General features: G+C 40.9%; 23 protein-coding genes. 17 read left to right on the plus strand and 6 right to left on the minus strand.

The annotated features are described in order from the left end of the window. Positions 1-83 precede the first annotated feature (83 nt). The gene (locus NSS80_RS01530) at positions 84-824 is read left to right on the plus strand and encodes an ATP-binding cassette domain-containing protein (protein ID WP_041116533.1); all 741 of its coding nucleotides are present in this window, start codon (positions 84-86) and stop codon (positions 822-824) included. After that, positions 824-1,999 carry an ABC transporter permease gene (locus NSS80_RS01535; RefSeq protein ID WP_024424364.1) on the plus strand — a complete coding sequence of 392 codons (1,176 nt, stop codon included), beginning with the start codon at positions 824-826 and terminating at the stop codon, positions 1,997-1,999. The genes NSS80_RS01530 and NSS80_RS01535 overlap by 1 nt, the downstream gene beginning before the upstream one ends. Positions 2,000-2,055: 56 nt before the next feature. Here the strand turns inward: NSS80_RS01535 and NSS80_RS01540 are convergent, their stop codons facing one another. The 4 genes from NSS80_RS01540 to NSS80_RS01555 all read right to left on the minus strand — a co-directional run bounded on the left by NSS80_RS01540 (position 2,056) and on the right by NSS80_RS01555 (position 6,302). Beyond that, on the minus strand, positions 2,056-2,607 hold the full coding sequence (locus tag NSS80_RS01540) for a hypothetical protein (RefSeq protein ID WP_041116537.1): 552 nt from the start codon (positions 2,605-2,607) through the stop codon (positions 2,056-2,058). Positions 2,608-2,623: 16 nt separating this feature from the next. Then, the gene (locus NSS80_RS01545) at positions 2,624-3,493 is read right to left on the minus strand and encodes an SAR2788 family putative toxin (protein WP_317222249.1); all 870 of its coding nucleotides are present in this window, start codon (positions 3,491-3,493) and stop codon (positions 2,624-2,626) included. A 15-nt stretch (positions 3,494-3,508) separates the two neighbouring features. Next, on the minus strand, positions 3,509-4,396 hold the full coding sequence (locus tag NSS80_RS01550; RefSeq protein ID WP_052470340.1) for a S8 family serine peptidase: 888 nt from the start codon (positions 4,394-4,396) through the stop codon (positions 3,509-3,511). Positions 4,397-5,240: 844 nt separating this feature from the next. Further along, on the minus strand, positions 5,241-6,302 hold the full coding sequence (locus NSS80_RS01555) for a DUF4352 domain-containing protein (RefSeq protein WP_041116540.1): 1,062 nt from the start codon (positions 6,300-6,302) through the stop codon (positions 5,241-5,243). A 527-nt stretch (positions 6,303-6,829) separates the two neighbouring features. Between NSS80_RS01555 and NSS80_RS01560 the strand changes: the two genes are divergently transcribed. Further along, positions 6,830-7,258 carry a cell wall hydrolase gene (locus NSS80_RS01560; protein WP_024424361.1) on the plus strand — a complete coding sequence of 143 codons (429 nt, stop codon included), beginning with the start codon at positions 6,830-6,832 and terminating at the stop codon, positions 7,256-7,258. A gap of 119 nt (positions 7,259-7,377) precedes the next feature. Next, entirely contained in the window at positions 7,378-8,157 is a 780-nt protein-coding gene (locus tag NSS80_RS01565) for a glucose 1-dehydrogenase (RefSeq protein ID WP_034283207.1), read from the plus strand. A 20-nt stretch (positions 8,158-8,177) separates the two neighbouring features. On the opposite strand, the gene NSS80_RS01570 is transcribed toward NSS80_RS01565, so the two are convergent. Further along, complete coding sequence (locus tag NSS80_RS01570) at positions 8,178-9,218, minus strand: acyltransferase family protein (RefSeq protein WP_317222248.1); 1,041 nt, start codon at positions 9,216-9,218, stop codon at positions 8,178-8,180. Between the two features lie 210 nt (positions 9,219-9,428). After that, positions 9,429-10,421, minus strand: a complete 993-nt coding sequence (locus NSS80_RS01575) for an LLM class flavin-dependent oxidoreductase (RefSeq protein ID WP_317222247.1) — start codon at positions 10,419-10,421, stop codon at positions 9,429-9,431. Between the two features lie 414 nt (positions 10,422-10,835). Between NSS80_RS01575 and NSS80_RS01580 the strand changes: the two genes are divergently transcribed. The 13 genes from NSS80_RS01580 (at position 10,836) to NSS80_RS01640 (ending at position 24,302) form a co-directional block, all read left to right on the plus strand. Beyond that, complete coding sequence (locus NSS80_RS01580; RefSeq protein ID WP_034283211.1) at positions 10,836-11,438, plus strand: TerD family protein; 603 nt, start codon at positions 10,836-10,838, stop codon at positions 11,436-11,438. Positions 11,439-11,458: 20 nt separating this feature from the next. Next, positions 11,459-12,040: a TerD family protein gene (locus tag NSS80_RS01585; protein ID WP_039176267.1), complete on the plus strand. Its 582-nt coding sequence runs from the start codon at positions 11,459-11,461 to the stop codon at positions 12,038-12,040. Between the two features lie 41 nt (positions 12,041-12,081). Then, the gene (locus NSS80_RS01590; RefSeq protein WP_007498343.1) at positions 12,082-12,660 is read left to right on the plus strand and encodes a TerD family protein; all 579 of its coding nucleotides are present in this window, start codon (positions 12,082-12,084) and stop codon (positions 12,658-12,660) included. Positions 12,661-12,799: 139 nt separating this feature from the next. Then, entirely contained in the window at positions 12,800-13,579 is a 780-nt protein-coding gene (locus NSS80_RS01595) for a TerC family protein (protein ID WP_034283214.1), read from the plus strand. Between the two features lie 99 nt (positions 13,580-13,678). Beyond that, positions 13,679-14,866, plus strand: coding sequence for an HpcH/HpaI aldolase/citrate lyase family protein (locus NSS80_RS01600; RefSeq protein WP_041116545.1), 1,188 nt, complete (start codon positions 13,679-13,681; stop codon positions 14,864-14,866). Further along, on the plus strand, positions 14,856-16,187 hold the full coding sequence (locus NSS80_RS01605; protein ID WP_317222589.1) for a phosphoribosyltransferase family protein: 1,332 nt from the start codon (positions 14,856-14,858) through the stop codon (positions 16,185-16,187). Before NSS80_RS01600 ends, NSS80_RS01605 begins: the two co-directional genes overlap by 11 nt. Further along, on the plus strand, positions 16,180-17,289 hold the full coding sequence (locus NSS80_RS01610) for a cysteine protease StiP family protein (RefSeq protein WP_024424352.1): 1,110 nt from the start codon (positions 16,180-16,182) through the stop codon (positions 17,287-17,289). Before NSS80_RS01605 ends, NSS80_RS01610 begins: the two co-directional genes overlap by 8 nt. Next, positions 17,286-18,101 carry an HAD family hydrolase gene (locus NSS80_RS01615; protein ID WP_125587130.1) on the plus strand — a complete coding sequence of 272 codons (816 nt, stop codon included), beginning with the start codon at positions 17,286-17,288 and terminating at the stop codon, positions 18,099-18,101. Before NSS80_RS01610 ends, NSS80_RS01615 begins: the two co-directional genes overlap by 4 nt. Positions 18,102-18,171: 70 nt before the next feature. After that, positions 18,172-19,788, plus strand: a complete 1,617-nt coding sequence (locus NSS80_RS01620; RefSeq protein ID WP_317222246.1) for a YceG family protein — start codon at positions 18,172-18,174, stop codon at positions 19,786-19,788. A 14-nt stretch (positions 19,789-19,802) separates the two neighbouring features. Then, positions 19,803-20,897 carry a toxic anion resistance protein gene (locus tag NSS80_RS01625; RefSeq protein ID WP_034283225.1) on the plus strand — a complete coding sequence of 365 codons (1,095 nt, stop codon included), beginning with the start codon at positions 19,803-19,805 and terminating at the stop codon, positions 20,895-20,897. Between the two features lie 399 nt (positions 20,898-21,296). Next, complete coding sequence (gene opuAA / locus NSS80_RS01630; RefSeq protein WP_034283228.1) at positions 21,297-22,565, plus strand: glycine/proline betaine ABC transporter ATP-binding protein OpuAA; 1,269 nt, start codon at positions 21,297-21,299, stop codon at positions 22,563-22,565. Positions 22,566-22,575: 10 nt separating this feature from the next. Beyond that, positions 22,576-23,421 (plus strand): glycine/proline betaine ABC transporter permease subunit OpuAB, encoded by an 846-nt coding sequence (gene opuAB, locus NSS80_RS01635; RefSeq protein WP_034283343.1) that lies wholly within the window; start codon positions 22,576-22,578, stop codon positions 23,419-23,421. Next, positions 23,421-24,302: a glycine betaine ABC transporter substrate-binding protein gene (locus tag NSS80_RS01640; protein WP_034283229.1), complete on the plus strand. Its 882-nt coding sequence runs from the start codon at positions 23,421-23,423 to the stop codon at positions 24,300-24,302. Before opuAB ends, NSS80_RS01640 begins: the two co-directional genes overlap by 1 nt. The last annotated feature ends 77 nt before the right edge of the window (positions 24,303-24,379 follow it).

Here is a 24,379-nt window from a genome sequence, read left to right on the forward strand (position 1 = left end):
ACGTTTCGCGACATTTTTATATCAGGCAGGCATTATTTTTTCTATCATAGACTTAGAAAGTAAAGTTGAAAGGGGCGAACCAAATGATTACTCTCAGCGATTGCAGCTGCTGGTTTAAAGATAAGAAAAAAGTCGTGAAAGCGATGAAACATATGACGTTCTCCGTGAAGGAAGGGGAAGTCGTTGGTATCTTAGGAGAAAATGGTGCAGGAAAAACGACATTATTGCGCGCCGTAGCCACATTATTAGAGCCTACACACGGATCAGTCACTGTCGCAGGCTTTGATACAGTGAAAGAAGCAACAGAAGTGAAAAAACGAATTGGTGTTTTGTTTGGCGGAGAGACGGGACTTTACGACCGTTTGACGGCAAGAGAAAATCTTGAATACTTTGGCAAATTATATGGCTTAGATCAGCATGAAATCAAAGCAAGAATAGAGGATTTGGCAAAGCGTTTTGGAATGAGACAATATATGGATCGCAAGGTGAAAGGATTCTCAAGAGGGATGAAACAAAAGGTGGCGATTGCCAGAACCTTAATTCATGATCCTGACATTATCTTATTTGATGAGCCGACAACAGGCTTAGATATCACGTCGAGTAATATTTTCAGAGATTTTATTCATCAGCTCAAGCAGCAAAATAAAACGATCCTCTTTTCAAGCCACATCATGGAAGAAGTCAGCCAGCTTTGTGACAGTGTCATGATGATTCATCAAGGAGAGCTTGTGTACAAAGGGACACTTCCAGAATTATATGCACAGGAACAAAGTGAAGACTTGAACTATATCTTTATGTCGAAGCTAGCTAGGGGGATTTCATAATGTGGAAAACCGTCTTTTTGAAAGAAATGACAGATGCGCTAAGGGATCGAAAAACGTTGCTCTTAACCGTACTGATTCCTCTTTTGACCATGCTTGGACTGGTGTTCTTTTATGAAAGCATGATTGCAGATCCAGGGGATAAAGCCTATACAGTCGCCATCAATGAACAGCTTCCAGCCGAAATGAACCAAATGATCAAAGAGGTCAAAAACCTAAACCTTGAAACATTTGATGATCCGCAGCAAGCCGTCAAGGATGGGGAGGCAAATGCTTACCTAGAAATGCCGAAAGAGGCAGGCGATATGCTCAAGCATCAAAAGCCATTCGCCATTAAAATTCATGGATATACGACAGATGATGATTCAGTGATCACCGTTCAAATGCTGCAATCATTGCTGGAGCAGTATCAAAACCAGGTGGTCGAGAAGCGCTTAGCAGCGGATCAAATCGATACGTCCGTTATTCATCCGTTTGAAGTGCAGTCCGTTGATGTAGAAGAAGGTGATGAAGGGGAAAACGGAGTGACCGCTATGCTGTTGTCGATTCTCCTTCCAATGATTTTGGTGACCTCCGTGATCTCAGGTGCTTTGCCGGCAGCGCTTGATATTGTAGCAGGTGAAAAAGACCGAAAATCCATTGAAGCGTTGTTTCTGACGCCGGCCAGCAGACTCCAGATTCTCATCGGAAAATGGCTCGCTGTCTCTATGTTCGGTATTTTAAGTGGGATTGTGGCGATCGGCATGTTGCTTCTATCTACTTTGCTCTTTACAGAAAAGCTGAAGCAAGCTCTGAACTTTGGTGATCAAATGTGGAGCATTATCGGCGTTATGTTTGCGGCGCTTATCATCTTCTCCTTCATGGTATCCATGATTGAATTGCTGCTCAGTGTGATGTCGGGTTCAGTCAAAGAAGCGCAATCGTACATGTCCATGATCATTACACTAGGTGTGCTCCCAATGTTCTTTACCATGAGAGCAGGTGCTACGCAGCTAGATACGTATTACTTTGCCATCCCATTCCTCAATATTCATGCGCTGTGTAAGCAATTGATGTTTGGTATCATCGATCCAATGTCCATCGCCCTGACACTCGGCTCCTCAGCCTTGGCAGTCGTCATCCTGTTTGTCATCGTCAGAAGCTTGTTTATGAAAGAGAAATGGATGCTTGCAAAATAAAGAAACGCCCTCTTTGATAGAGGGCGTTTTCAGGTGAATGCCGAACATCGTATTTTTCAGTTTAAGAAACCGAATTGATCCAAGTTCTCTAAATAAAATTGAAAATACTCGTCATGAATATCAACTGGATAATCTTCTAACCCATTTTCAATAATTGCACCTACAATTAAAGCATTTAAATACCTATCAAGCTTTTCGCAACTAGCTCTTACTTGAGATTCTGAAATATATAACCCATCTTTACTTTCTAAAATGATATCAATTCTTCTACCTTCTTGTTCATCAAGCAATAAGTGATTATACTCCCATTCTTTGACTCTCTTGGGGTTTAAGGGATGTTCACGATTATCAAGTATTTCTTCACGATGATTCTTTTTTTCCTCATCTGAAAACAATTGAATCAATAGACTCGGATCATCAATGACAAAACATTTATATATCTTAGTATATTCAAAGTGATCATCATTCACTAAATCTAAAATCTTTGTTTTTGAAAATTCTCTGGCTTTAAATTTAGACGTTATAATCTCAGCAACTCGTTCTTTAGTAAAAATCAATTGATCTTTTTTATATAAATACTGTTTATATAGCTTTTCGTAATTATACATGATTCACCTCTATTAATTATTTAACAGGACCTCCGTAGAATGAATGAGCTTTTGGAGTTCTTTTATAGGGATGCCAGTGATAATAATGCCCTTTCTTGGGCTTATTTTTGTATTTATCTACTTCATTTATTGGTTTACCACTTCGATTAGCTCCAGCTGCAACACCTTTTGCCTGATTAGAAGAAATAGACCAAATATCCTTTTTTGACTTCATTCTAGCGATTGCTTTCGATTTACTTAGTCCTTTTCCAACATATACTCCGCCGTTTTTGATAACAGCTTGAAAATGATTATATTTTTTTTTGTTTTTAGACCTGTGCTTGTTGGCTTGTGTAGCAATTACATAACCAGTCCCTGCAACAACAATCACCGCACCAGTATGAAATAAAGCAGTCATAACTGCAGGTGATATTGCTATTCCCACTGGTATTAAAAAGGCGAATGAAGCTGTACCTTCCTCTGAATTATAGGTGAAAATTTCCTCTGTTTCAACATCTTCAAAAGTCGCTTCAAACTCATCGTCTTTAAATTGGTTAATTTTTATTTCATATTCCTTTGATATTTCTTCACCAACTTCATTGAATTCTCTTGTAGTTAAATTAAAACTATCTGCACCAGGTTCTACATTGAGAGTAGCTTCAACCTTATTTCCTTCCGCGTCATTCATTGAAGTATCTAAAACCAATTCATCATTTGATATTTCAAAATTATCAACAGAAATATTTTCTTCAGATAAACTATCTTCTAACATCTCTGAAACAACTTCTTCATCAACAATCATATTATTATCAATTTCTTCTGCCTTGGTATGATTGTTTGGAAATAGACTAGCAACTAAGAAAAACACCAGTAATATTATAATTTTACTTTTAACTTTTAACCACATATAACAATTCCTCCGTTATTTTTTAAAATTGAAATCCTGAATAATCTTACTTTTATTATCCAGCATTTCCGTAGATGAACTCTCCAGATAGGTATAAACCTGTGAAAAGCTCTTTTCATCTTTATTAATTTTCTCTTTATAAAGATAATCGGCAATTACGCCCGTTATGTAAGCTGTCGAATAAGAAGATCCTGTATAAACAGAATTTCCTCCTTTATTATTTAACGATAAAACATTAACACCGGGGGCAAAAAAATCAACTTTTCCTATAGCAGAGAATTGTGGTACTTTATTCTTTGAATCAATTGCCCCGACAGAAATAACATTATCGTAGCGAGCTGGAAATTGACTATTTAAACCATAAGTATTACCACTAGCAGCAACAATAATAATTCCTTTTTTTACGGCATCGTCCACTAACTCCCTTAATTCGGGGAAATCCTTTTGAAAACCTAAACTTAAATTAATAATATCTACATTTTGAGATATAGCCCACTTAAAACCATCTATAAAACCCTGTCTTTCAATCTTTCCATCATTTTTGATCACTTTAACAGAATATAGTTCGACATTTTGTGTAACGCCAGTAACTTCACTGTTAGTGTTGTTTGCTGTAATTATTCCTGCGATTGATGTACCATGACTTAATTTATTTTCAGACTCAATGGATGAATCTATCGGATTAAATTCTTTTACAATCTTACCTTTTAAATCTTTATGATTCTTATTTATTCCACTATCTAAAACCGCGACTTTAATTTTTTCATTTAATTCTCTCGTACTAATAGTTTCATTTTTTAAATTATCTTTTAGCAAAAAACTAAACACTCCAAAGAATAAAATCACCATTATAAAAACAAATAAAATCAACCATTTCTTTAACTTTAGAATTTTATCAATCATATCTTCTCACTCTTTCAATAATCATTTCCTCCTAGCCTTTTTTAATAATCGATCGTACCCCCAATAAGTCTTGGTATGTTTCTGAATTTTCATGAAAGATATCACTAATGTATCTCTAAATAAGATTTTTTCGACAACATCAGATAACTCTTTTTGTAAATCGAGTATTTGATAACATAACTTTTTTCTCTTTTGTCAACTAACTTCTAGTAGTCTAATAATATTTTGAGATTTGAATTGTTGGATAAACAATATTATTGAGTTCACATTAGTATCTATACATTCGAAGGTTTCAGAAGCTAAGACATTTTATTAGACAAGATCATTTTCCATGGTAAATTTTCTCTTTGATGTGGTTACTAATTCTAGCATAATAATAATGATAAAAAGTTTAAAATTACCTTAAAAATGAGTATAAAGAACCTTTTTTTGAATACATTATAAAAATGAAATTATTTATATCTCGAAGAGTTTTATTAAGGAATAACTTAAATAGAAAAAGAGTGGGTGAATGAAAATGATGGTTTACTTTTATAATGAGTGGCTAGATTTATAATATAGTTCAATAGAAATAAAGAGTGAGGAGAACCTTTTTTTATTTTGAGTTTACATGTCATATTTAACACAAATAAGCAGAAAAAAATCTTAAGTACAAAAAAGAATAATCAGGATTGTATATCTCATAGTGACAAGCTAAAGAAATGGAACACTGATTATAGAAAGAAATGTTGTCAAGGGTAAGATAACTTGACTATATTCTGGTTTTTGATGATAGAGGGGGTTCACGATCACCAAACCAGGTGATAAATCATAACAAAAAACCCCCGGAATCGGGGGTTTTCCTTTAGTTCTTGATGAATTTCTCAACTAATGAGCTTGTTTTGTAATCGTTCAAATCAAGTTTCCATTGGTCGATATCATTTTTCTTCATGTTGACTTCTACTGTTTCTTCAGAAGATGATGGTCCTAATTTTTTAAACTCATCTGGGTAAATCGAAAGTAAGTATTTTTGCGCTTCATCGTAAGAAGCTGAACGGTTTTTGCTGTAGAACTCAGTTGCTTTCTCTTTCAAACGATCGACAAGCGGACTTGCATCGATTGGTGTCAGAGTCACAGTCACGACAGCTTTATCACCACTGATGGATTTTGTTTTTGTTGATACTTTTGATTTTTCAGCTAATGTTTCTTTCACTGCTTTTAAAAGCTTATCAAGGTTTTCGTCCTTCGCTGAGCTAGAAGAAATACCAGAAGAAGTGATATAGCCTTGCTTGAATGATTTATCAAATTCGTTCACAACAGTTGATTTGTTATCACCTGTTAGTTTTTCGAAATCGTCGTTTTTCTTACCAAAAATCATTACATCAATATAAGAAGAAAGAGCTTTTGCAGATGCTTGAAGTGTATCTGCTTTTTTCATTAAGTCTTTACCTTTAATATCGAACTCTAGTGTTTTGTCATCTTTTTTAGAACCACTGCCTGGCTCTGTGTACACAAGCTGATAGTCTTTTTCTTTATCAACAACAAAGAAAAGACCGCCTTTTGTGACTTTGTCTGCATTTAAAGAGCTTGAAGATAATACTTCGTTGTAGTCATCTGGAGAGATCGTAGATACCTGTGCGTCATCTTGGTAAAGCGTGAAGTTGCTTTTATCAACATTGAGAGGCTCTTTGCTGATATTTTTTACAGATACATTCACTTTTAGTACATACTGATCATCCTGTACAGATGTATCGTATTGAGGTGGTAATGTGTACTCAGCACTTTCTACCTTTACCTCTGCTGCATCAAGAGATTTTTTGGTATCGTTTTCTTTCGCAGCTGTTTTGTCTTTTCCACCACTACAAGCAGCAGCGACAACAGTTACACACAAGATCAGAAGAAACAGGGATAATTTCTTTTTAAACATGGCGTGTTTTCCTCCTCGGGTTTATGATGAATTTCATTGAAAAGCTGTAGTTCATATCGTTCTTTTTGCACAAAAAGAAAAATACTGTATGTTTTTTACTGTAGAATGAAGCGAAAGTACTGTCAATACCTCAGTGCGTTTCTGAGGTTGATTGGCTTCAAGTAGTAAAAATGACACTAAGTTGAGAGGAGAAACTTGTAATTTATTATTTGATATCTCCTGTAGAAACTCAACATTTTATATTTTAAGGTTTTGAGTCGGATTATTGAATAGGTTCAAATGACTGTTTTTGAAGATGATGTCGCAATTAGAAGGATTTTTATGACTTGTAAATGAGTATATAGTAATGAATATTTCTTCCTGTTATGTATATGGTCACTTGGTTTGAGTGTTGTTGGCAGCGAGACACATGTCCAGCAAATTTAGACAGGCTGCCGACACTGAACATGCTTTTTCATGTAAAAATGGCAGTCATCTACACAGAAACACTACATAAAATAAAAGAGAAACGAACTGGAGGTGGATATATGGCAGTGGTAAGAGCGACAAGCTCTGATATTGATTTAATGGCCAGACTGCTGAGAGCAGAGGCAGAAGGTGAAGGGAGGCGAGGGATGCTGCTCGTAGGAAACGTGGGCATCAATCGTTTGCGTGCCAACTGCTCTGACTTTAAAGGGCTGCGTACGATTCCACAAATGATTTATCAGGAGCATGCATTCGAAGCGGTCACGCATGGTTACTTTTATCAACGAGCACGAGAAACGGAAAAAACACTTGCGCGGAGAAATATTAACGGAGAACGTTTTTGGCCGGCAAAATTCAGCCTTTGGTATTTTAAACCGCCTGGCGATTGTCCGGCGACTTGGTACAATCAGCCGTTTGTGGCAAGGTATAAGTCGCATTGCTTTTATCAGCCAACCGCCGAAACGTGTGAAAATGTCTATAACACCTTTTAGCTTGATGAAACGCACAATCCTCTTAGAGTACGAATACAGAGGGTTGTGTTTTTGTTTTTTCCAAAATGGGTAACCATTGTGTATCAACAAGATGAAGCACGTGAATGGAGGAAATAAAGATGTATCAAGATTTAAAAGGGAAAACAGCCATTGTCACAGGCTCTTCAAAAGGAATTGGACAAGCGATCGCATTGCGGTTTGGACAAGAGGAAATGAATGTGGTTGTGAACTATAAAGGCGATGAAGATGGAGCTGAAGAGACCGTACAAGCCATTCAGAAGCACGGAGGTGGGGCGGTGAAAGTACACGCAGATGTCTCCAAAGAGGAAGGCATCCAAGCCATCATGGATACAGCACTGGAGCATTTCGGTACAGTAGATGTATTCGTCAATAATTCAGGCTTCAACGGCGAAGAAGCGCTGCCGCATGAGATGACGCTGGAGCAATGGCAAAACGTCATCGATGTGAATATCACAGGTGCATTTTTAGGCGCAAAGGCTGCGCTCGCCTATATGATGGAGCATGACATCAAAGGGTCCATTTTAAACATTTCCAGTGTCCATCAGGAAATTCCGCGCCCGTTCAATGTTCATTATTCCACTTCAAAGGGCGGAATGAATATGATGACGAAGACGCTGGCTCTTGATTATGCCGAAGCGGGTATTCGAATCAACGCGATTGCGCCGGGTACCATGGCAACCGAATCGAATGATGATTTACAGGATGAATTGAAAAAACAAAAGCAGCTTGAGAAAATTCCGATGAGAACCTTTGGTGAACCGAAGGAGATTGGGTCCGCTGCTGCATTCCTCGTTTCTAAGGAAGCGGCATATATCACAGGCACCACCTTATTTGTGGATGGCGGAATGACACTTTATCCCTCTCAAATTAATGATTAATCCAAAAAACATCCGCCTGTTCATCCGGCGGATGTTTTTTGTTCGTAGCGTTGTGCCGCTTTGGCTGTTTTGCCGAGCAGCATCGGATACTTGCTCAGGAAGGAGATACATGGCACCATGAGCAGCAATGTGCCGATCGTATAAAAAAGTGTCCAAGAGAGCTGTGCTGTATCAGCAATATTGATACCAAGTCCATAAAAAACAAATGCTTTCATGATATCGATGCCGGCAAACTGCAAGACAAGAATGACAATAGAATTTCGCCCTAGATACGTCAAAATAGGGGAAGTTTTCAATTTAAAGCTTAAATAAATCACGGCAGCTGAACCGAGCAGAGCACATGCATAGAAAATAAAGAGATCACCGTAGTCGTTGACGCGCATATCGATCCGTGAATTAAAGCTCTGCATGTAAGCCGTCAGCACAAGCAGACCTGTACATAACAGAAGGGTTGGATCTGTTTTTAATTCCACAAACCATTGCTTTGCTAAAAATCCAATTGAATAAAACACAACAGCCGTCAAGGCGACATTGGCGTTCCAAGGAAGACTTTGATCTAAAAGCAAGGTAGAGGCATATCCAGCACTTCCGCAAAGAACAGTCAGCAAGATCACGGCAGCGGTTTTTCCTTTTGAAAGACGATGCATAAAGAAAAATAAAATTTCCACTAAAAAGAGCGTTGTTAAAAACCAAATCGCTGGATTATGTGTGAGTCTTGCTTCATCTGCATTGGATATGAAAATACCTGTAAACGGAACGAAAGGGTCAATATCCGTTTGTCCCTTGAATGCGAAGAAGCGGGTAACAGAGAACCAAAATACATACGTAATGATGGAGAAATAGAGATAGGGCAAGAGTAAGCTTTTGGCTTTTTTCTGAATAAATGACAGAGCAGGGGATGAGGATGATCGAAACATCATGCCTGATAGTAAAAAGAAAAGCGGCATATGAAAAGAGTAAATGAATTGCTTGAGCGAATCTGGAATGGGCACATGCGCCATGACCACGAGCAGAATGCCAATTCCTTTAGCTGCATCTACCCAATCGAGTCTCTTTTTCATGTCTGTCATCTCCTTCTTTCTCAGCGGCGTAAACCGGTCATTGAATATGTACCTCTACTATATAAAAGGTACACCTCTTATGCGTTTACAGTTCGCTAACGATTAGAAGACACATTTGCGATCAGATGACAGACGGAAGGATTTTGACATCTTGATGTTACATTTCCCATTTTTTATGACAATGTAAAAAAGAAGCCTGGAAAGCTGGCTTCAAAATAATTCTGCTATTCTCTTGAAGGAACGTTGTTTTTCAATCGGATCAAAGGAATTGTTCAGAATCATGATGTCATCCGTTTGATAGCGGTCCATCAAGATCTGTAATTGCTCTTTCACCGTTTCCTTCGAGCCGACAATCATCCGCTGGCGGTTTTGCAGCACTTTTTTCTTTTCCTGTGTGGTGTAGTGATAGGCATTTGCTTCTTCTATAGAAGGAACGCGGCTGTCCAGTCCTTTTTCAACACGCAGCAGCCATAAATCTGTACTGCTGGCGATCCTGTCTGCTTCTTCATCTGTTTCACCGCAGATGACAAAGATGGCAAACATAGATTGTGGCTGGCTGGAAAAGACAGATGGAGAAAAGTGTGATCGATAAGTCTCAAATGCTTGTGTGCCGCGTGCAGGATGGATAAAGTGGCCAAAAATATAGTTGATCCCAAGCTTCGCCGCCTGCATGGCACTATTTTCTCCAAGTCCGAGCAGCCAAACCGGCGGATGAGCATCAACAAGCGGAGCAGCTTTCACGCCTGCATGCGGATGGCCAGAAGGCAGGCTGTCTGATAAGTAAAAAAGAAGGTCCTTCAGCTGGCGGTCAAACTGAGACAGGTCTTTATGCACGCCGTCCGTCAAAGCGAGTCTCGTCCTTTCAATCCCGCCCGGAGATTTGCCGACTCCGATCTCAATCCGTCCAGGATAAAGGGCTTCAAGCTGCCGCGTGACCTCTGCTACTTTAAAAGGACTGTACTGAGGAAGTAAAATGCCGCCAGATCCGGTACGCAAGGTCGATGTATGAGCCGCAATATGAGCCATTAATATTTCAGGCGCTGTACTAGCGAGCCCTCTTGTGCTGTGGTGTTCAGCGAACCAATAGCGCTCATATCCAAGCGTTTCAGCCAGCTGAGCCAGCTGCGTTGTGTGAATCAATGTCTCCTGCGCTGTCTGACCTTTAGGAATGGCGACTTGATCTAATATATGAAGTGATGGCATCATCAACATCCTTTCATCAACATGCTGAATATAAGTATAAAGAAATCCATAGGTGGAAGGAAACGAAAGGGTTTATCCTTTGATCCTTTGCTTTTATCTTTTCTATATCAACATATGAAACCACATCAATACACTCGTTATCAGCAAGAGCTGTTCATCGGGAACTTTCGACAATGTTTCACATGAAACACTTCATTAACGACATGAACCATTTCCAATGTGCATCTTTCGTTAAAAAAATATAAAGTGTTTGAAACCTATCTTGAACATAGATCGTATATACTAGTAAATAGAAAAAAGAGTAAGAGGCTCCAATGTCATTTCATGAATTTTGTCGAATTTTCATGTATGATGATTTTAATAGGGTCCATCGCTTAATAAATAGATTTTTATTATGCTGGAGGAGTGATTGATTTGGCGATTACATTAGAAAAAGGTCAACGTATTGATTTAACAAAAGGGAAAACAGGGCTAACAAATATTCTTGTTGGACTTGGCTGGGACCCTGTATCAAAAGGCGGCGGATTTTTAGGGAAGCTGTTTGGCGGTGGAGGCGGCGCTGATGTTGATTGTGATGCTTCAGTGCTCATGCTGAAAAATGATAAGTTTACGGAAAATAAAGATTTGATTTATTTTGGCAACCTAAAAAGCAAATGCGGCAGTGTGGAGCATACAGGTGACAACCTGACTGGTGAAGGAGACGGAGATGATGAACAAGTCCTCGTCAACTTGAGCAAGGTGCCGGGTAATGTGAATAAATTGGTGTTTGTCGTCAACATTTATGATGCCCTTAGAAGAAACCAACACTTTGGTATGATTCAAAATGCTTACATTCGCATCGTTGATCGTTCAAACAATCAAGAATTAGTGAAATATAATTTAAAAGATGACTATGCAGGAAAAACTTCGTTAATCGTCGGAGAACTTTATCGCCACGAGAATGAGTGGAAGTTTGCGGCGCTTGGAAATGGTACAAATGATGCGAAGCTTGCCGATATTACGAGAAACTATATTTAAACAGAAGGGAGAGGTTCCTAGTGGGAATTTCTTTAGCGAAAGGTCAAAAAATTGATTTAACAAAAACGAATCCGGGTTTAACAAAAGTAGTCGTCGGTCTTGGCTGGGACGTCAATAAGTATGACGGCGGACATGACTTTGATCTAGACGCAAGTGTATTCCTTTTAGATGCGGCAGGTAAAGCAAGCTCTCCATCTGACTTTGTCTTTTACAACCAAACAACTGGCGGAGGCGGAAGTGTCGTACATACAGGCGATAACCGCACTGGCGAAGGGGACGGAGATGACGAGCAGGTCAATGTTGACCTTGCAGCTGTACCAGCAAGTATTGAGAAGATTTCATTTGTCATTACGATTCATGATGCAGAAGCACGCAGTCAAAATTTCGGACAAGTGTCTAACGCATATGTACGTATTTTAAATGCAGCATCGAATGAAGAACTCATTCGCTACGATTTGGCAGAGGATTTCTCAATTGAGACAGCCATTATTGTAGGTGAATTATACCGTCATGGCGGGGAATGGAAATTCTCAGCTGTCGGATCAGGCTATCAAGGCGGTCTTGCCCGCATTGCAACGGACTTTGGCTTAGATATCGGATAACGCAATAGTTTCCTATTTTCAAAGACAGGAGAGATACGAATATGGCGATTCAGCTTTCAAAAGGACAACGTGTCGATTTAACCAAAACCAACCCAGGGCTGACGAAAGTGATGATCGGTCTTGGCTGGGATACGAATAAATATTCTGGCGGAGCCGAATTTGATTTGGACGCTTCGGCTTTCTTGGTGGATGCAAATAATCGTTGTCAGCAAGATACAGATTTTGTGTTCTATAATAACCTTCAGCATCCGAGCGGCAGTGTCACTCATACAGGTGATAACCGGACGGGTGAGGGAGATGGAGACGACGAGCAAATTCTCGTTGATTTCTCGAAAATTCCTGCTAACATTGATCGTATCGGAATTACAGTTACGATCCATGATGCAGAGGCGCGCAGCCAAAATTTTGGACAAGTCTCTAATGCATTTGTTCGTGTTGTAAATGAAGAGGGCGGGGAAGAATTGATTCGCTTCGATTTAGGCGAAGACTTCTCAATTGAAACAGCTGTTGTGGTATGTGAATTGTACCGACACGGAAGTGATTGGAAGTTTAACGCGATCGGAAGCGGATTCTCTGGCGGACTTGCAGCTCTTTGTCAAAATTATGGGTTAGAAGTGTAAATAAGAGAAACAAATCAATTCAAGAGGTGCTGTCAAAAGCTCATATGAGGGCCTTTCCTAAGTGAGAAAGAAACAGCGATCAAGAATAGCAGCAGGCGAAAGCCTGCTGATGCTTCTACACTTATAGGAGGAAAACCAGTTGGACATTTTGAAACATATGTTGGATACATATGCCTCGTTTTTTGATTGGCATATGTGGGCAGAGGTATTAACAGACCCTGTCTCTTGGGGGCTTATTGGGACGCTTGTCGTGCTTGAAGGATTGTTATCTGCAGATAACGCACTTGTATTAGCTGTAATGGTGAAACATTTACCAGAAAAGCAGCGTAAAAAGGCATTAACCTACGGATTAATTGGCGCTTATTTCTTCCGTTTTCTATTCATTGGCGTAGGGATGCTGCTTATTAAGTTCTGGTGGATTAAGGTCCTCGGAGCTGCTTACTTAGCATGGCTTGTTATTAAGCACTTCTGGTTAGGTGACGGCGATGATGAAGCGAAGGAACTGAAAAAAGAAGGCTGGATGGTTCGTGTCTTTGGTGTGTTCTGGGCAACCGTTATTTCTGTTGAAATTATGGACCTTGCCTTCTCGGTTGATAGTATTCTTGCAGCATTCGCTGTATCTGAGGAAGTATGGATTCTACTATTAGGCGGAATGCTTGGAATTCTCATGATGCGTACAGTCGCGCAGTTATTCCTTGTTCTCATTGACCGTATTCCAGAGCTCGAGAATACAGCGTTTATTCTCATCGGGATCATTGCGATCAAAATGGGCTTGAGTGCTGCTCACATTGAAATCCCGCATCTTGTATTCTTTGCGATTATTATCCTAGCATTTATCGGAACGTTTATTGTTCATAAAATCAATAAGAAGAAACATCAAGAAGTGACAAACGAAGCTGCGGCTTCAAAAGAAGAATAGGACGATCAAAAAGGAATGGAGTTGATTAGCGGCTCCATCCTTTTTTGAATCATCAAGTCATTTGTTCGATTTTCTCTCAACAACAGGAGGTGGCACAGCATGCGGTATTTTCAGTTTTTATCAGAGGCGAGGCAGCACGATATTTTTTTCAAACGGCCGGGGGCGATGCATTTGATGACGCCAAGGCACGTACTTGCGCATGCATTAGGTGCTACTTTGTATATGCCTGCGACAAGACAGGATATAGCAGACATGCTGCTGTCGCAGAAATATGAAGCGCTTTGCTCTGTTGTATTTTGTTTAGAGGATGCCATCGGTGATCAAGAAGTGGAAATGGCTGAACAGAATCTAGTGGTACAACTCGCCAAACTGTCGGACAAATTAACGCATACACCTGAAATGGCTGAACAAATGCCGCTTTTATTTATCCGGGTTCGTTCGCCGAAGCAGCTGCTCAAAATGGCAGCTTTGCTTGGTTCATCTCTTCGTTTATTGACGGGTTTTGTATTTCCAAAGTGTTCTATTCATAATGCGAAGGATTATTTGGACAGCTTGAAACAGGCGTCCGCACAAACGAAGACAACGCTGTACGGTATGCCCATTTTGGAAACACCCGATTTATTAGAAAAAGAAACAAGATATACGGTGCTGTCTGAGTTAAAGCAGATCATGCTGAATGATGAAGAATATATTTTGAATATTCGTATTGGGGCAACGGATCTTTGCGGCCTATATGGCATTCGCCGTGATCGCGACACCACCATTTATGAAATCAGATTGATTGCTGATTTGATCACAGATATTATCAATTATTTTGGCCGTTCCTTTGTTGTATCAGGTGCTGTATGGGAGCATTTTGGCCCTGCACGAAAGGAACAAAAACCTTTCATCCGTGCGCTCTCTAAGGGCGGTGAGCTGCCCTTATCTGAATTCGATGACGTACAAGGTTTACTCAAAGAGACAAGACTCGATGTAGCCAACGGCATACATGGAAAGACAGTGATCCATCCAACACATCTCAAGCCAGTGCAAAGCATGTACGTTGTGACAAAGGAAGAGTACTTGGATGCATTAAGCATTCTGGAACATGCTGACGGTACAGTTGGCGTGATGAAGAGTGCCTTTTCTAATAAGATGAATGAAACGAAGCCCCATTACAGGTGGGCAGAGCACATATTAATTAAGTCAGACATTTACGGGGTGTTTCATGAAAATAGAAGCTATATCGACATACTCACAGAATCAGAAGCGGCATACGCTGAACATCTTGGAACATATGGAGGTTGAGCTTGACCTCAAAGAAGGTGCGCTCCAGCTGGAAAAAGAGCATCTTTTTGAGATGGCGGCAAGGGTGAACAAAAAAAGAGCCTTTTTATTCGTTAGTAAGGTGCTTGGAAAGCATATTCCTGTTCATCCAGTAAAACCGCTTCTTGTCTCGGGTCTTTTAGCGATGGCATATGCCAAAGCGCAAACGGGAAAGACGCCCCCGCACCAAGATCATATCGTCGAGGCACTCAAGACGGATGATCACACGGTGTTAACGGCAGCCTATGAAACACTCAAAGAAGAAAAGCTTTCAGCTGGCAATGTGCCTGTCGTCATCGGCTTTGCGGAAACGGCAACAGCCCTTGGACATGGTGTGTATGATGTGATAGAAGGCGCATCATACATTCATACGACACGTGAACAGCTGCTGGGTCTTGATCCGTCATTGGTATTTGAAGAAGAACATTCGCATGCAACAGATCAGCTTTGTTATGCAGACGAAGCATTACTTCGCACAGACCGCCCCATCGTGTTAGTAGATGATGAAGTCACGACAGGCCGTACCAATATCAACATCATTCGTGACCTTCATGCAAAGTACCCGAGGCATTCTTATACCATTCTTTCCATTTTGGACTGGCGGACGGAGGAGCATGAGAAAGCCATGTGCCAGCTTGAAGAAGAGCTTGGAATTCACATTACATCATTGTCTTTATTAAAAGGGCAGATGATTTTTCGAGGCAAAACGCTCGATGAGCCAGCTTATTCGTATGAGATTGCGGAGCAAGAGAAGCAGCCAAGTCTCTCTTTTCACTCTCTTCAACCTTTCTTTAAGCAAGTGCCCTATTCACTTTCTTATGCAGAAAATTCGGCAGGTCATTCGCCATATATACATGAAACGGGCCGTTTTGGTTTAAACGCAGCAGATACGGAAGCGCTCGACCAAGCAGCTGCTGAAGCGGGATTGAGGCTGCGGCAGGAACGCAAAGGAAAACAAACACTCTGCTTAGGGACAGGTGAGCTGATGTATGTGCCGATGAGACTGTCTGCACACATGGGGGAAGGCGTTCTCTTTCATTCAACAACGAGAAGCCCTATTCACCCAGTCGAAAAGGATGGATACGCTGTCCAAAATGGGTTTACCTTTATGAATCCAGAGGATGCCCGAATTCAGCACTACGTGTACAACATTCCAAAAGGTGAATATGATGATGTATTTCTCTTTTTTGAGAAAAAGGTCTCTCAGGAGGCATTGCTTCCGCTTGTTCACTTATTTGCTGAGCGGCATGTGAAGCATGTGCATATTGTGACTTTATCAGACGAGGTGAAGGTGATTGGCTAATGTGTATACAAAGATGGGGAGCTATCCAGAGCAGGATGTAACCTTCTTACTCAAAGATTTATCCTCTATTGAGATGGAGAAAAGTACAGAGGAGCGGGAGCGTTCGATTCAGAGCGGTGCGCATTATTCAGAAATGCTGCCAATTGAGTACAAACCAACGGCATCTTATATGACTTTATTCTATCAATCTCTTGAAGAAAGTAAGGAAAAGGTAGCAGAAGCAGTAGCTGTTGTAGCAGAACAGATTGTGAAGAAACGAGGCTTCCAAACCGTGCTTTGCAGTTTGGCGCGTGCGGGGACACCGATCGGGGTGCTGATCAAACGATATATTCGAAAGACGTATGGTGTCGATCTGCCTCATTACAGCATCTCTATTATTCGCGACCGCGGAATAGACGAGAATGCACTGCATTACATGCTGAAAGAACATCCAGGTTTTGAAATTGCTTTTATCGATGGATGGACTGGAAAAGGGGCGATTTCGAAAGAGCTCCAAAAAGCTGTTCTTGATTTTGAAAAAAAGTATGGTGTACGTCTCTCGAGTGAGCTGGCTGTGCTGGCAGACCCCGGCTATTGTACACATGTATACGGAACGAGGGAGGACTTTCTCATTCCAAGTGCCTGCCTGAATTCGACAGTATCAGGGCTTGTCAGTCGTACGGTATTAAACAACCGCTGGATCAATGCCGATGATTTCCATGGGGCAAAGTATTATAAAGAGCTGCTTGATGAGGATGTGTCCAATCTATATGTGGATACAATTGAAGAAGCATTTTCAAGCCTCGGACCAAATGTACAAGAGAAAGCAGAAACCATACTCTCGCAAGGGACGCCGGCAGATTGGCGGGGAATGGCATCCATTGAAGCAATTGGTCAGGAGTTTCAAATTGAAAATACCCACTTGATTAAGCCGGGTGTTGGTGAAACGACCCGTGTGCTGCTTAGAAGAATCCCTTGGAAAATCTTGATTCAGCCTGGATCTCAGGAGAAGCTGAAGCATATCTTGCTTTTGGCAGAGGACAGAGGTGTTCCTGTCATTGAATATGCCAATATGTCTTACACGTGCTGCGGGTTAATTCGTCCGCTGGAGCAAACGTCATGAAGACATTTGCATTTGCTAGTGATTTAGACCGGACGCTGATTTACTCACATCGAGTGCTTGACCAGTATGCGTATGAAGGAGAGTATGATTTAGTTGAGGTGCTGGACGAACGGCCGCTTTCCTATATGTCTGTTAAAACGAAAAAATCTTTGCAGACGATTCATCAATCAGGCTGGTTCATTCCAGTGACGACAAGAACAACCGCACAGTATGAACGAATCACCTTCTTTGAGCAAGAGCTTAAACCGGAGTATGCTGTCACAACAAACGGGGGCTGTATTCTTCATCATGGCAAGCCGCTTGAGGATTGGCAGGCCATTGTTGATGAGAGACTTAGGGAGTGTATGCCAGTCAGAGAGATGCTGAGGGCGATCTCGGAACTTCCAGTTGCGGCATGGGTGAAGCGTACCCGTACAGCAGAGGGAAGATTTCTTTATTTGATTATGAAAGAGGAGTATCTATCTCACATTCCGCTTGCTGAATTGAAGCTGTGGGGCGAGGAGAGAGGCTGGCAGGTTTCTCTTCAGGGACGGAAGCTTTATTTTATTCCACAGCCGCTTAATAAGTGGGATGCTGTTGCTTTTCTAAAGGACAGGCTGCAGCTTGAATACGTCTATGGTGCGGGTGATTCTCTGTTAGATGCAGGGCTCATTCGTCAATCAGATATGGGCTTTGCCCCAAGACATGGAGAAGTTCTGGACTTTGACCCATCACTTGAGCCGACAGCAGCATCTGGCATGGCCGCAGCGGATGAAATCACCGCTTGTGTCATCGAGCAGATGATGAACGCAAAAAAGCCTTCGATTCGATAGCAGAAGTAGAAGGCTGAATGATATGATAGTAGTAGCTTTCGAGAAAATATAGGAGAAAGGAAGGAGCGGCGTGAGTTATAAAGAAATCAATGTCACCCATACACGGGCGGAGCAGGAAGCCTGGAAAAATGTGCTGAAAAAGCCGCTCCCTGAAAGAGACGGTTATGTAAAGGACGAGCATATGTTGTCCTTGCCGCGTCTCGCCGCCCGGGTCCTTGGAACTCCGCATGATGCAACCGATTATTTTATTTATTTACATGAATTATACGAAACAGACGGCATGCATATTTTAAGTGAAACACTCAATCGTCATATTGAGCCGGAGCATTTTCAAGCGCTGCAGCGTATTCATTTGATTAACCAAGAAGAAAAGGGATTGTCCGTGAATCGCTTTGTTGCTTTTTTAGATGGTGAACAGCTGATTGTACGCCATCCAAACCCTGTGATGAACCGGCATATCCGTCTTTCATTGATCAAGGTATTTGAGCATTTCAAGCAGCTGCACGAGGGTGGATTTCAGCATCCTGATTTCCGCCGGGTCCTGCTGGATGTCGTGAAGTTTTCAAATAACCATTTAGGTCCATGGCTGAAGGAAGTCAATATCGAAGAAAAAATGCCGGCTGTCATTTGGTATGGAGAGGCGAATAAAAGTCAGCTTTATTTTCTTTACTATGTCATGCTGATTGGCTGTGATGTTGTGCTATTTCATCCAGAAGGCGAGGATTCGTTCCGCGAATTAGATCCAGAAGAAAAGCTGACTTTTATTGATCAGTACCCGGGGACTTCAAAGCTTGAGCCGTTCCCTACTGAAAAGCCTGAGAGGAAATCAACGGTGGCGTACCGCTCGACAAGAGAGCTTGAAGAGGTGCTTCACACGGAAGATTCAATGCTGTATAAGCCGTGGCAATTCAGAGATCATACTCCTCATTCCATTACACTGAAGACCACGTATGATGAGCTGTTTTTAATTGCAAAGGAACGATCCTTTATCCGCCCGAATTTTAAAGCAGACCGGGACACGATACAGATTCCGAATCTTTTTGCGAAAATGATGGGTGTCACCCGAGACAAGCGTGAATACTGGGATCGCATTCACACGTTAATGGAGGGGAAAGAGACGAAGACCATTCGCCATTTTCCTTTTACGAAAGAAGTGACTTCGAATTATCAATTTCATTATCAGCATGCACTTTCTTCTGCTGGAGAGATTGATCCTGACTTATTAATGAAAAGCAATGTGTGGCAGTTTTCTCATCTATATGAGGGCACGCAGCGTGCGATTGCAGAGGCGATATCTCGAATCTGTCAGCATCCGAAGCTATTAAAAGAAGGCAATGAAACCGAATTAGATGTCCGTATTTATTTATTCAAGCAGGTTCTGCATTTAAGCCAGGATCTCATTGAACTGATTCAAACCTTTGATTACGCACAAACCGTACCGAAAGTGATTTTATACCATACGGAATATAATGGTGAGCTGACTCGCTCTGATGCGGCCGCCCTGATTTTCCTAAATGAAATGGGTGTGGATCTCTTCGTATATCATCCGGCGGGATATCAGTGTATCGAACGGTATATCGATGACCAATTATTTGATACCCATTGGCTTGATGAGATGGTCATGAACCAGGAGTTTAAAGAGCCGTCCATCGTTAGAAAGTTATTTCAATCCATTAAAAACCGATAAGGAGATCAAAGCTTATGACAAATACAAACGGAAATGACATCATTTCAATTGATAAAGAGGAAATCACGATTGAGAAAGCAGACGATATTCGCGTTCAGCTTCGAAATGAACCAGAAGTGCAAAATATTGCGAGACAGATCGATGCGAAAAATCAGCTTGAACTTCTTGAATACGGAAAACAGCCGGCCGTTGAAATCTCTAAGTTCTCTGATCGTATCCTTTCAATGATGCGTTCAACAAGTGTCACTGACTCAGGAACAATGCTGACGCAGCTTGGCAAGATTATGGATCGCTTTGATAAAAATGATTTTGACGAACCGAAGGGTGGTTTGTTGTCAAAAATCTTTAAGCGCGGCGGCAGCATGATCGAAAAGATTTTTAGTAAATATCAAACCCTCGGTGCAGAGATTGAAAAAATTAATGTAGAAATTAGTAAATATAAAGATGAAATGACCAAATCGACTGTGACGCTTGAAGAAATGTATGAGCATAACATTCAATACTATATGGAGCTTGAAAAGTATGTCGTAGCCGGTCAAATGAAAATCGAAGAATTAAAGCAATTGGTTCCTTCATATGAAGAAAAAGCAGCTAGTGGAAACCAGCTTGCGCAGATGGAGCTTGATACGCTTCGTAATGGCATTCAAGCGCTTGAAGAGCGTGTGTATGACCTTGATATGGCAAGAATGGTGGCGCTTCAAACAGCACCGCAAATCCGTTTGCTTCAGCGCGGGAATACGAAATTAATCGGGAAGATCAACTCTGCCTTCATCATCACGATTCCAATTTTCAAAAATGGGATCATTCAAGCTGTTACAGCGAAGAGACAAAAGCTTGTGGCTGATTCTATGAGTGAGCTGGATAGAAGAACAAATGAAATGCTGAAACGAAATGCTGAAAACATTTCAAGTCAAAGTGTGGAGATTGCCAAATTATCTGGCCGTCCAAGCATCGACATTGAAACGATCGAATCTTCCTTTAATACAATTGTACAAGGGATGAAAGAGACGAAACAGATCGAAGAAGAGAACAAGCGATTACGCGAAGATGGAACAAAACGTATGCTTGAGCTTCAAGATAATATTAAGCGGGCTGCCCTGGAGTCCTAAAAAAACAAGCTGTCTGTAACTAAAGTTGCAGGCAGTTTTTTTATGAATTTAAATAAAATTTGAGAAAAAAGGTTTTTATGTGACCATTTTCGGGTAAATCCTGTTCAGGGGAATGGTTCGCCCATGATTCAAAAAAACGCTATAACGAGGATTCGACTTATTTTTTAGTACAATTAGGAATTTCCAGTAAAATATTGTCTGATGAGAGGAAATACCCCGTAAAATATGTAGTTTATGAAGCATTCTATAGGATTTACGAGTAATACGGCGTATAAACTCTAATGACCAGACCTCTATATGGAATTCATACATATTGTGGGGAAATAAGCGAATTCTAAAGATTGTTCGCATCATAACGCTTATGTTACGGTTATAAAGATGCTAATTTGGAGGGAAAATATGAATTCTGAAGAGAGAAATATCAAAATCAAGATAAATAATGTATCTAAAATTTTCGGTAAAAATGCTAAAAAAGCATCTCAAATGCTTGAAAAAGGGAAAACAAAAAGAGAAATCCTAAAAGAGACCGGCGCAACTGTTGGTGTCAATCGAGCAAATTTTGATGTTTATGACGGCGAGATATTTGTCATCATGGGGCTATCAGGGAGCGGAAAGTCCACACTTGTGCGGATGCTAAACAGGTTAATCGAACCAACCTCCGGTGAAATATATATTGATGGGGATATGATAACAAATATGTCAAAGGATCAATTGCGTGAAGTCAGACGGAAAAAGATCAGCATGGTTTTCCAAAACTTCGCATTGTTCCCGCACCGTACAATTCTTGAGAACACAGAGTATGGTCTTGAATTGCAAGGTGTAGATAAAGAAGAGCGCAGATCAAAAGCGCTTGAATCTTTAAAGCTTGTTGGACTTGAAGGTTTTGAAGAGCAATACCCAAATCAATTAAGTGGTGGTATGCAGCAGCGTGTTGGATTGGCACGTGCTTTAGCAAATGACCCTGACATTTTATTAATGGATGAAGCATTCAGCGCACTAGATCCATTAATTCGGAAAGATATGCAGGATGAATTGCTTGAGCTTCATACATCTGTAGGAAAAACGATCATTTTCATTACCCATGATTTAGATGAGGCGCTTCGTATTGGTGACCGCATTGTACTCATGAAGGACGGAAATATCGTTCAAATCGGAACACCAGAAGAAATTCTGATGAACCCATCGAATGAATATGTTGAACGCTTCGTTGAAGATGTTGACCTTTCTAAAGTATTAACCGCTGGTCATATTATGAAACGTGCAGAAACAGTTCAGATCGATAAAGGAGCCCGTGTTGCGCTTACGCTCATGAAAAACCTTGGGATTTCGTCTATCTATGCAGTAGATAAGAAAAAGCATTTATTAGGTGTTATTTCTGCACAAGCAGCGAAAAAAGCAGCAGAAACGGGAGCGTCGCTTGAAACTGTTCTTGATAAAGAATTTACCACAGTATTGGAATCAACGTATTTAACAGAAATCTTTGATGCAGTGTCTGATGCGGCAAACATTCCAATTGCAGTTGTAGATGAGAAAAACAGAATGAAGGGCATTGTGGTCAGAGGTGCATTGATTGGTGCATTATCAGGTAATGATGAATATATCAACATGTCTTCTAACAAGCTAGAGGAAATTAAGACACAAGAGCCTTCTGCACAGGAGGTAGAATAAGATGTTTAGTATGAGTGATTTACCTAGAATTCCGTTCGCGGATTATATCGATCGATTTGTTGACTGGTTAACATTAACGTTTGGTGGTTTCTTTGATGGCATCACAAATGGATTAGCTGGAACAGTAAATGGAATTGTAGCTGCACTTGGCGTCATTCCATCCATTATTTTAACCCTTATCTTTGCCGGCATTGCTTGGTGGATCAGTACAAGAGGAGTTGCTCTTTTCACACTTATTGGATTTTTACTGATCGACTATTTAGGCTACTGGCATCCAATGCTTCAAACACTTGCGCTCGTTCTGACCGCTGTGGTCATTTCTATCGTGATCGGGGTTCCGATCGGTATTTGGGCATCACAGAAGGAAACTGTGCGTAAAATTGTGACACCTATTTTAGATTTAATGCAGACAATGCCTGCATTCGTTTATCTATTACCAGCGATCTTTTTCTTTAACATTGGGGTTGTTCCTGGGGTTGTGGCATCGGTTATTTTCTCCATGCCGCCAACGATTCGTATGACCATTCTCGGTATTAAACAAGTACCAGCGGATTTAATTGAAGCAACTGAAGCTTTTGGTTCAACGACATTCCAGCGTTTATTCAAAGTTCAGCTTCCACTTGCAACAAAAACCATCTTAGCTGGTATTAACCAAAGTATCATGCTGGCTCTATCCATGGTCGTTATTGCCGCAATGGTAGGTGCACCAGGACTTGGTTCAGAAGTATATAGTGCGGTAACGCAGCTGAAAACAGGTATTGGTTTTGAAGCAGGTATTGCCATTGTTATTGTGGCGATTACACTCGACCGTATTACACAAAATATTAAAACGAAAAAAACCAGGGGGAATGCTTAATGTGGAAAAAGTCTCTCTACATTGGGATGACCGCCCTGCTCGTCTTTTTACTAGCCGCTTGCGGTGCACAATCGGATTCAAATGCAAGTGCAGCACAGCAGGTCAATAAAACGATTATTGGGATTGATCCGGGTTCAGGTATTATGGCCCTAACCGATCAGGCCAAAAAGGATTATGGCTTAGAGGATTGGACGGTTGTGTCTGCATCAAGTGCAGCCATGACGGCAACGCTCAAAAAATCATACGACCGTAAAAAACCAATCATTATCACTGGCTGGAATCCACACTGGATGTTTTCCCGCTATGATTTAAAATATTTAGATGATCCAAAAAAATCTTACGGTGAAGCGGAAGAAATTCATACGATTTCACGTAAAGGCTTTGCGAAGGATCAGCCGGAAGCAGCTAAAATGCTTAGTCAGTTTAAATGGTCTCAAGATGACATGGGCGAAGTCATGATTGATATCCAAGATGGTGTGAAACCAAAGGATGCCGCCTTAAAATATGTGAAAAAACATAAAGACCAAGTAGCGAAATGGACAAAAGGCGTGAAAAAGTCGAATGGTGGAAAAGTGAATCTTGCCTACGTTGCATGGGATAGTGAGATTGCAAGTACCAATGTTGCAGCAGAAGTATTGCGTGAACTCGGGTTTAAAGTAACTTTGACTCAGGTTGAAGCAGGTCCGATGTGGACAGCAATTGCAACCGGAAGTGCGGATGCATCATTATCCGCTTGGCTGCCAAATACGCATAAAACGTATGCAGCGAAGTTTAAAGGAAAATATGATGACCTTGGTACAAGTATGAAAGGTCTTCGAATGGGGCTAGTTGTCCCGACATATATGAAGAACGTAAACTCCATTGAGGATTTGAAAAAATAGTCAATGATGTAGTGGTTCCCTTATAATAGAAGGGAGCATGTTGAAAAAGCAGTCTGCTCAAAAAGCGGCTGCTTTTT

This window comes from Bacillus sp. FSL M8-0350 (genome assembly GCF_038593345.1).
Lineage (GTDB): Bacteria > Bacillota > Bacilli > Bacillales > Bacillaceae > Bacillus > Bacillus safensis.

Bases quoted from the DNA above. Each gene is read 5' to 3' on its own strand.
- NSS80_RS01530 (WP_041116533.1), top strand. From the start codon at position 84: ATGATTACTCTCAGCGATTGCAGCTGCTGGTTTAAAGATAAGAAAAAA.
- NSS80_RS01535 (WP_024424364.1), top strand. From the start codon at position 824: ATGTGGAAAACCGTCTTTTTGAAAGAAATGACAGATGCGCTAAGGGAT.
- NSS80_RS01540 (WP_041116537.1), bottom strand. From the start codon at position 2,607: ATGTATAATTACGAAAAGCTATATAAACAGTATTTATATAAAAAAGAT.
- NSS80_RS01545 (WP_317222249.1), bottom strand. From the start codon at position 3,493: ATGTGGTTAAAAGTTAAAAGTAAAATTATAATATTACTGGTGTTTTTC.
- NSS80_RS01550 (WP_052470340.1), bottom strand. From the start codon at position 4,396: ATGATTGATAAAATTCTAAAGTTAAAGAAATGGTTGATTTTATTTGTT.
- NSS80_RS01555 (WP_041116540.1), bottom strand. From the start codon at position 6,302: ATGTTTAAAAAGAAATTATCCCTGTTTCTTCTGATCTTGTGTGTAACT.
- NSS80_RS01560 (WP_024424361.1), top strand. From the start codon at position 6,830: ATGGCAGTGGTAAGAGCGACAAGCTCTGATATTGATTTAATGGCCAGA.
- NSS80_RS01565 (WP_034283207.1), top strand. From the start codon at position 7,378: ATGTATCAAGATTTAAAAGGGAAAACAGCCATTGTCACAGGCTCTTCA.
- NSS80_RS01570 (WP_317222248.1), bottom strand. From the start codon at position 9,218: ATGAAAAAGAGACTCGATTGGGTAGATGCAGCTAAAGGAATTGGCATT.
- NSS80_RS01575 (WP_317222247.1), bottom strand. From the start codon at position 10,421: ATGCCATCACTTCATATATTAGATCAAGTCGCCATTCCTAAAGGTCAG.
- NSS80_RS01590 (WP_007498343.1), top strand. From the start codon at position 12,082: ATGGCGATTCAGCTTTCAAAAGGACAACGTGTCGATTTAACCAAAACC.
- NSS80_RS01600 (WP_041116545.1), top strand. From the start codon at position 13,679: ATGCGGTATTTTCAGTTTTTATCAGAGGCGAGGCAGCACGATATTTTT.
- NSS80_RS01605 (WP_317222589.1), top strand. From the start codon at position 14,856: ATGGAGGTTGAGCTTGACCTCAAAGAAGGTGCGCTCCAGCTGGAAAAA.
- NSS80_RS01615 (WP_125587130.1), top strand. From the start codon at position 17,286: ATGAAGACATTTGCATTTGCTAGTGATTTAGACCGGACGCTGATTTAC.
- NSS80_RS01625 (WP_034283225.1), top strand. From the start codon at position 19,803: ATGACAAATACAAACGGAAATGACATCATTTCAATTGATAAAGAGGAA.
- opuAA (WP_034283228.1), top strand. From the start codon at position 21,297: ATGAATTCTGAAGAGAGAAATATCAAAATCAAGATAAATAATGTATCT.
- opuAB (WP_034283343.1), top strand. From the start codon at position 22,576: ATGAGTGATTTACCTAGAATTCCGTTCGCGGATTATATCGATCGATTT.
- NSS80_RS01640 (WP_034283229.1), top strand. From the start codon at position 23,421: ATGTGGAAAAAGTCTCTCTACATTGGGATGACCGCCCTGCTCGTCTTT.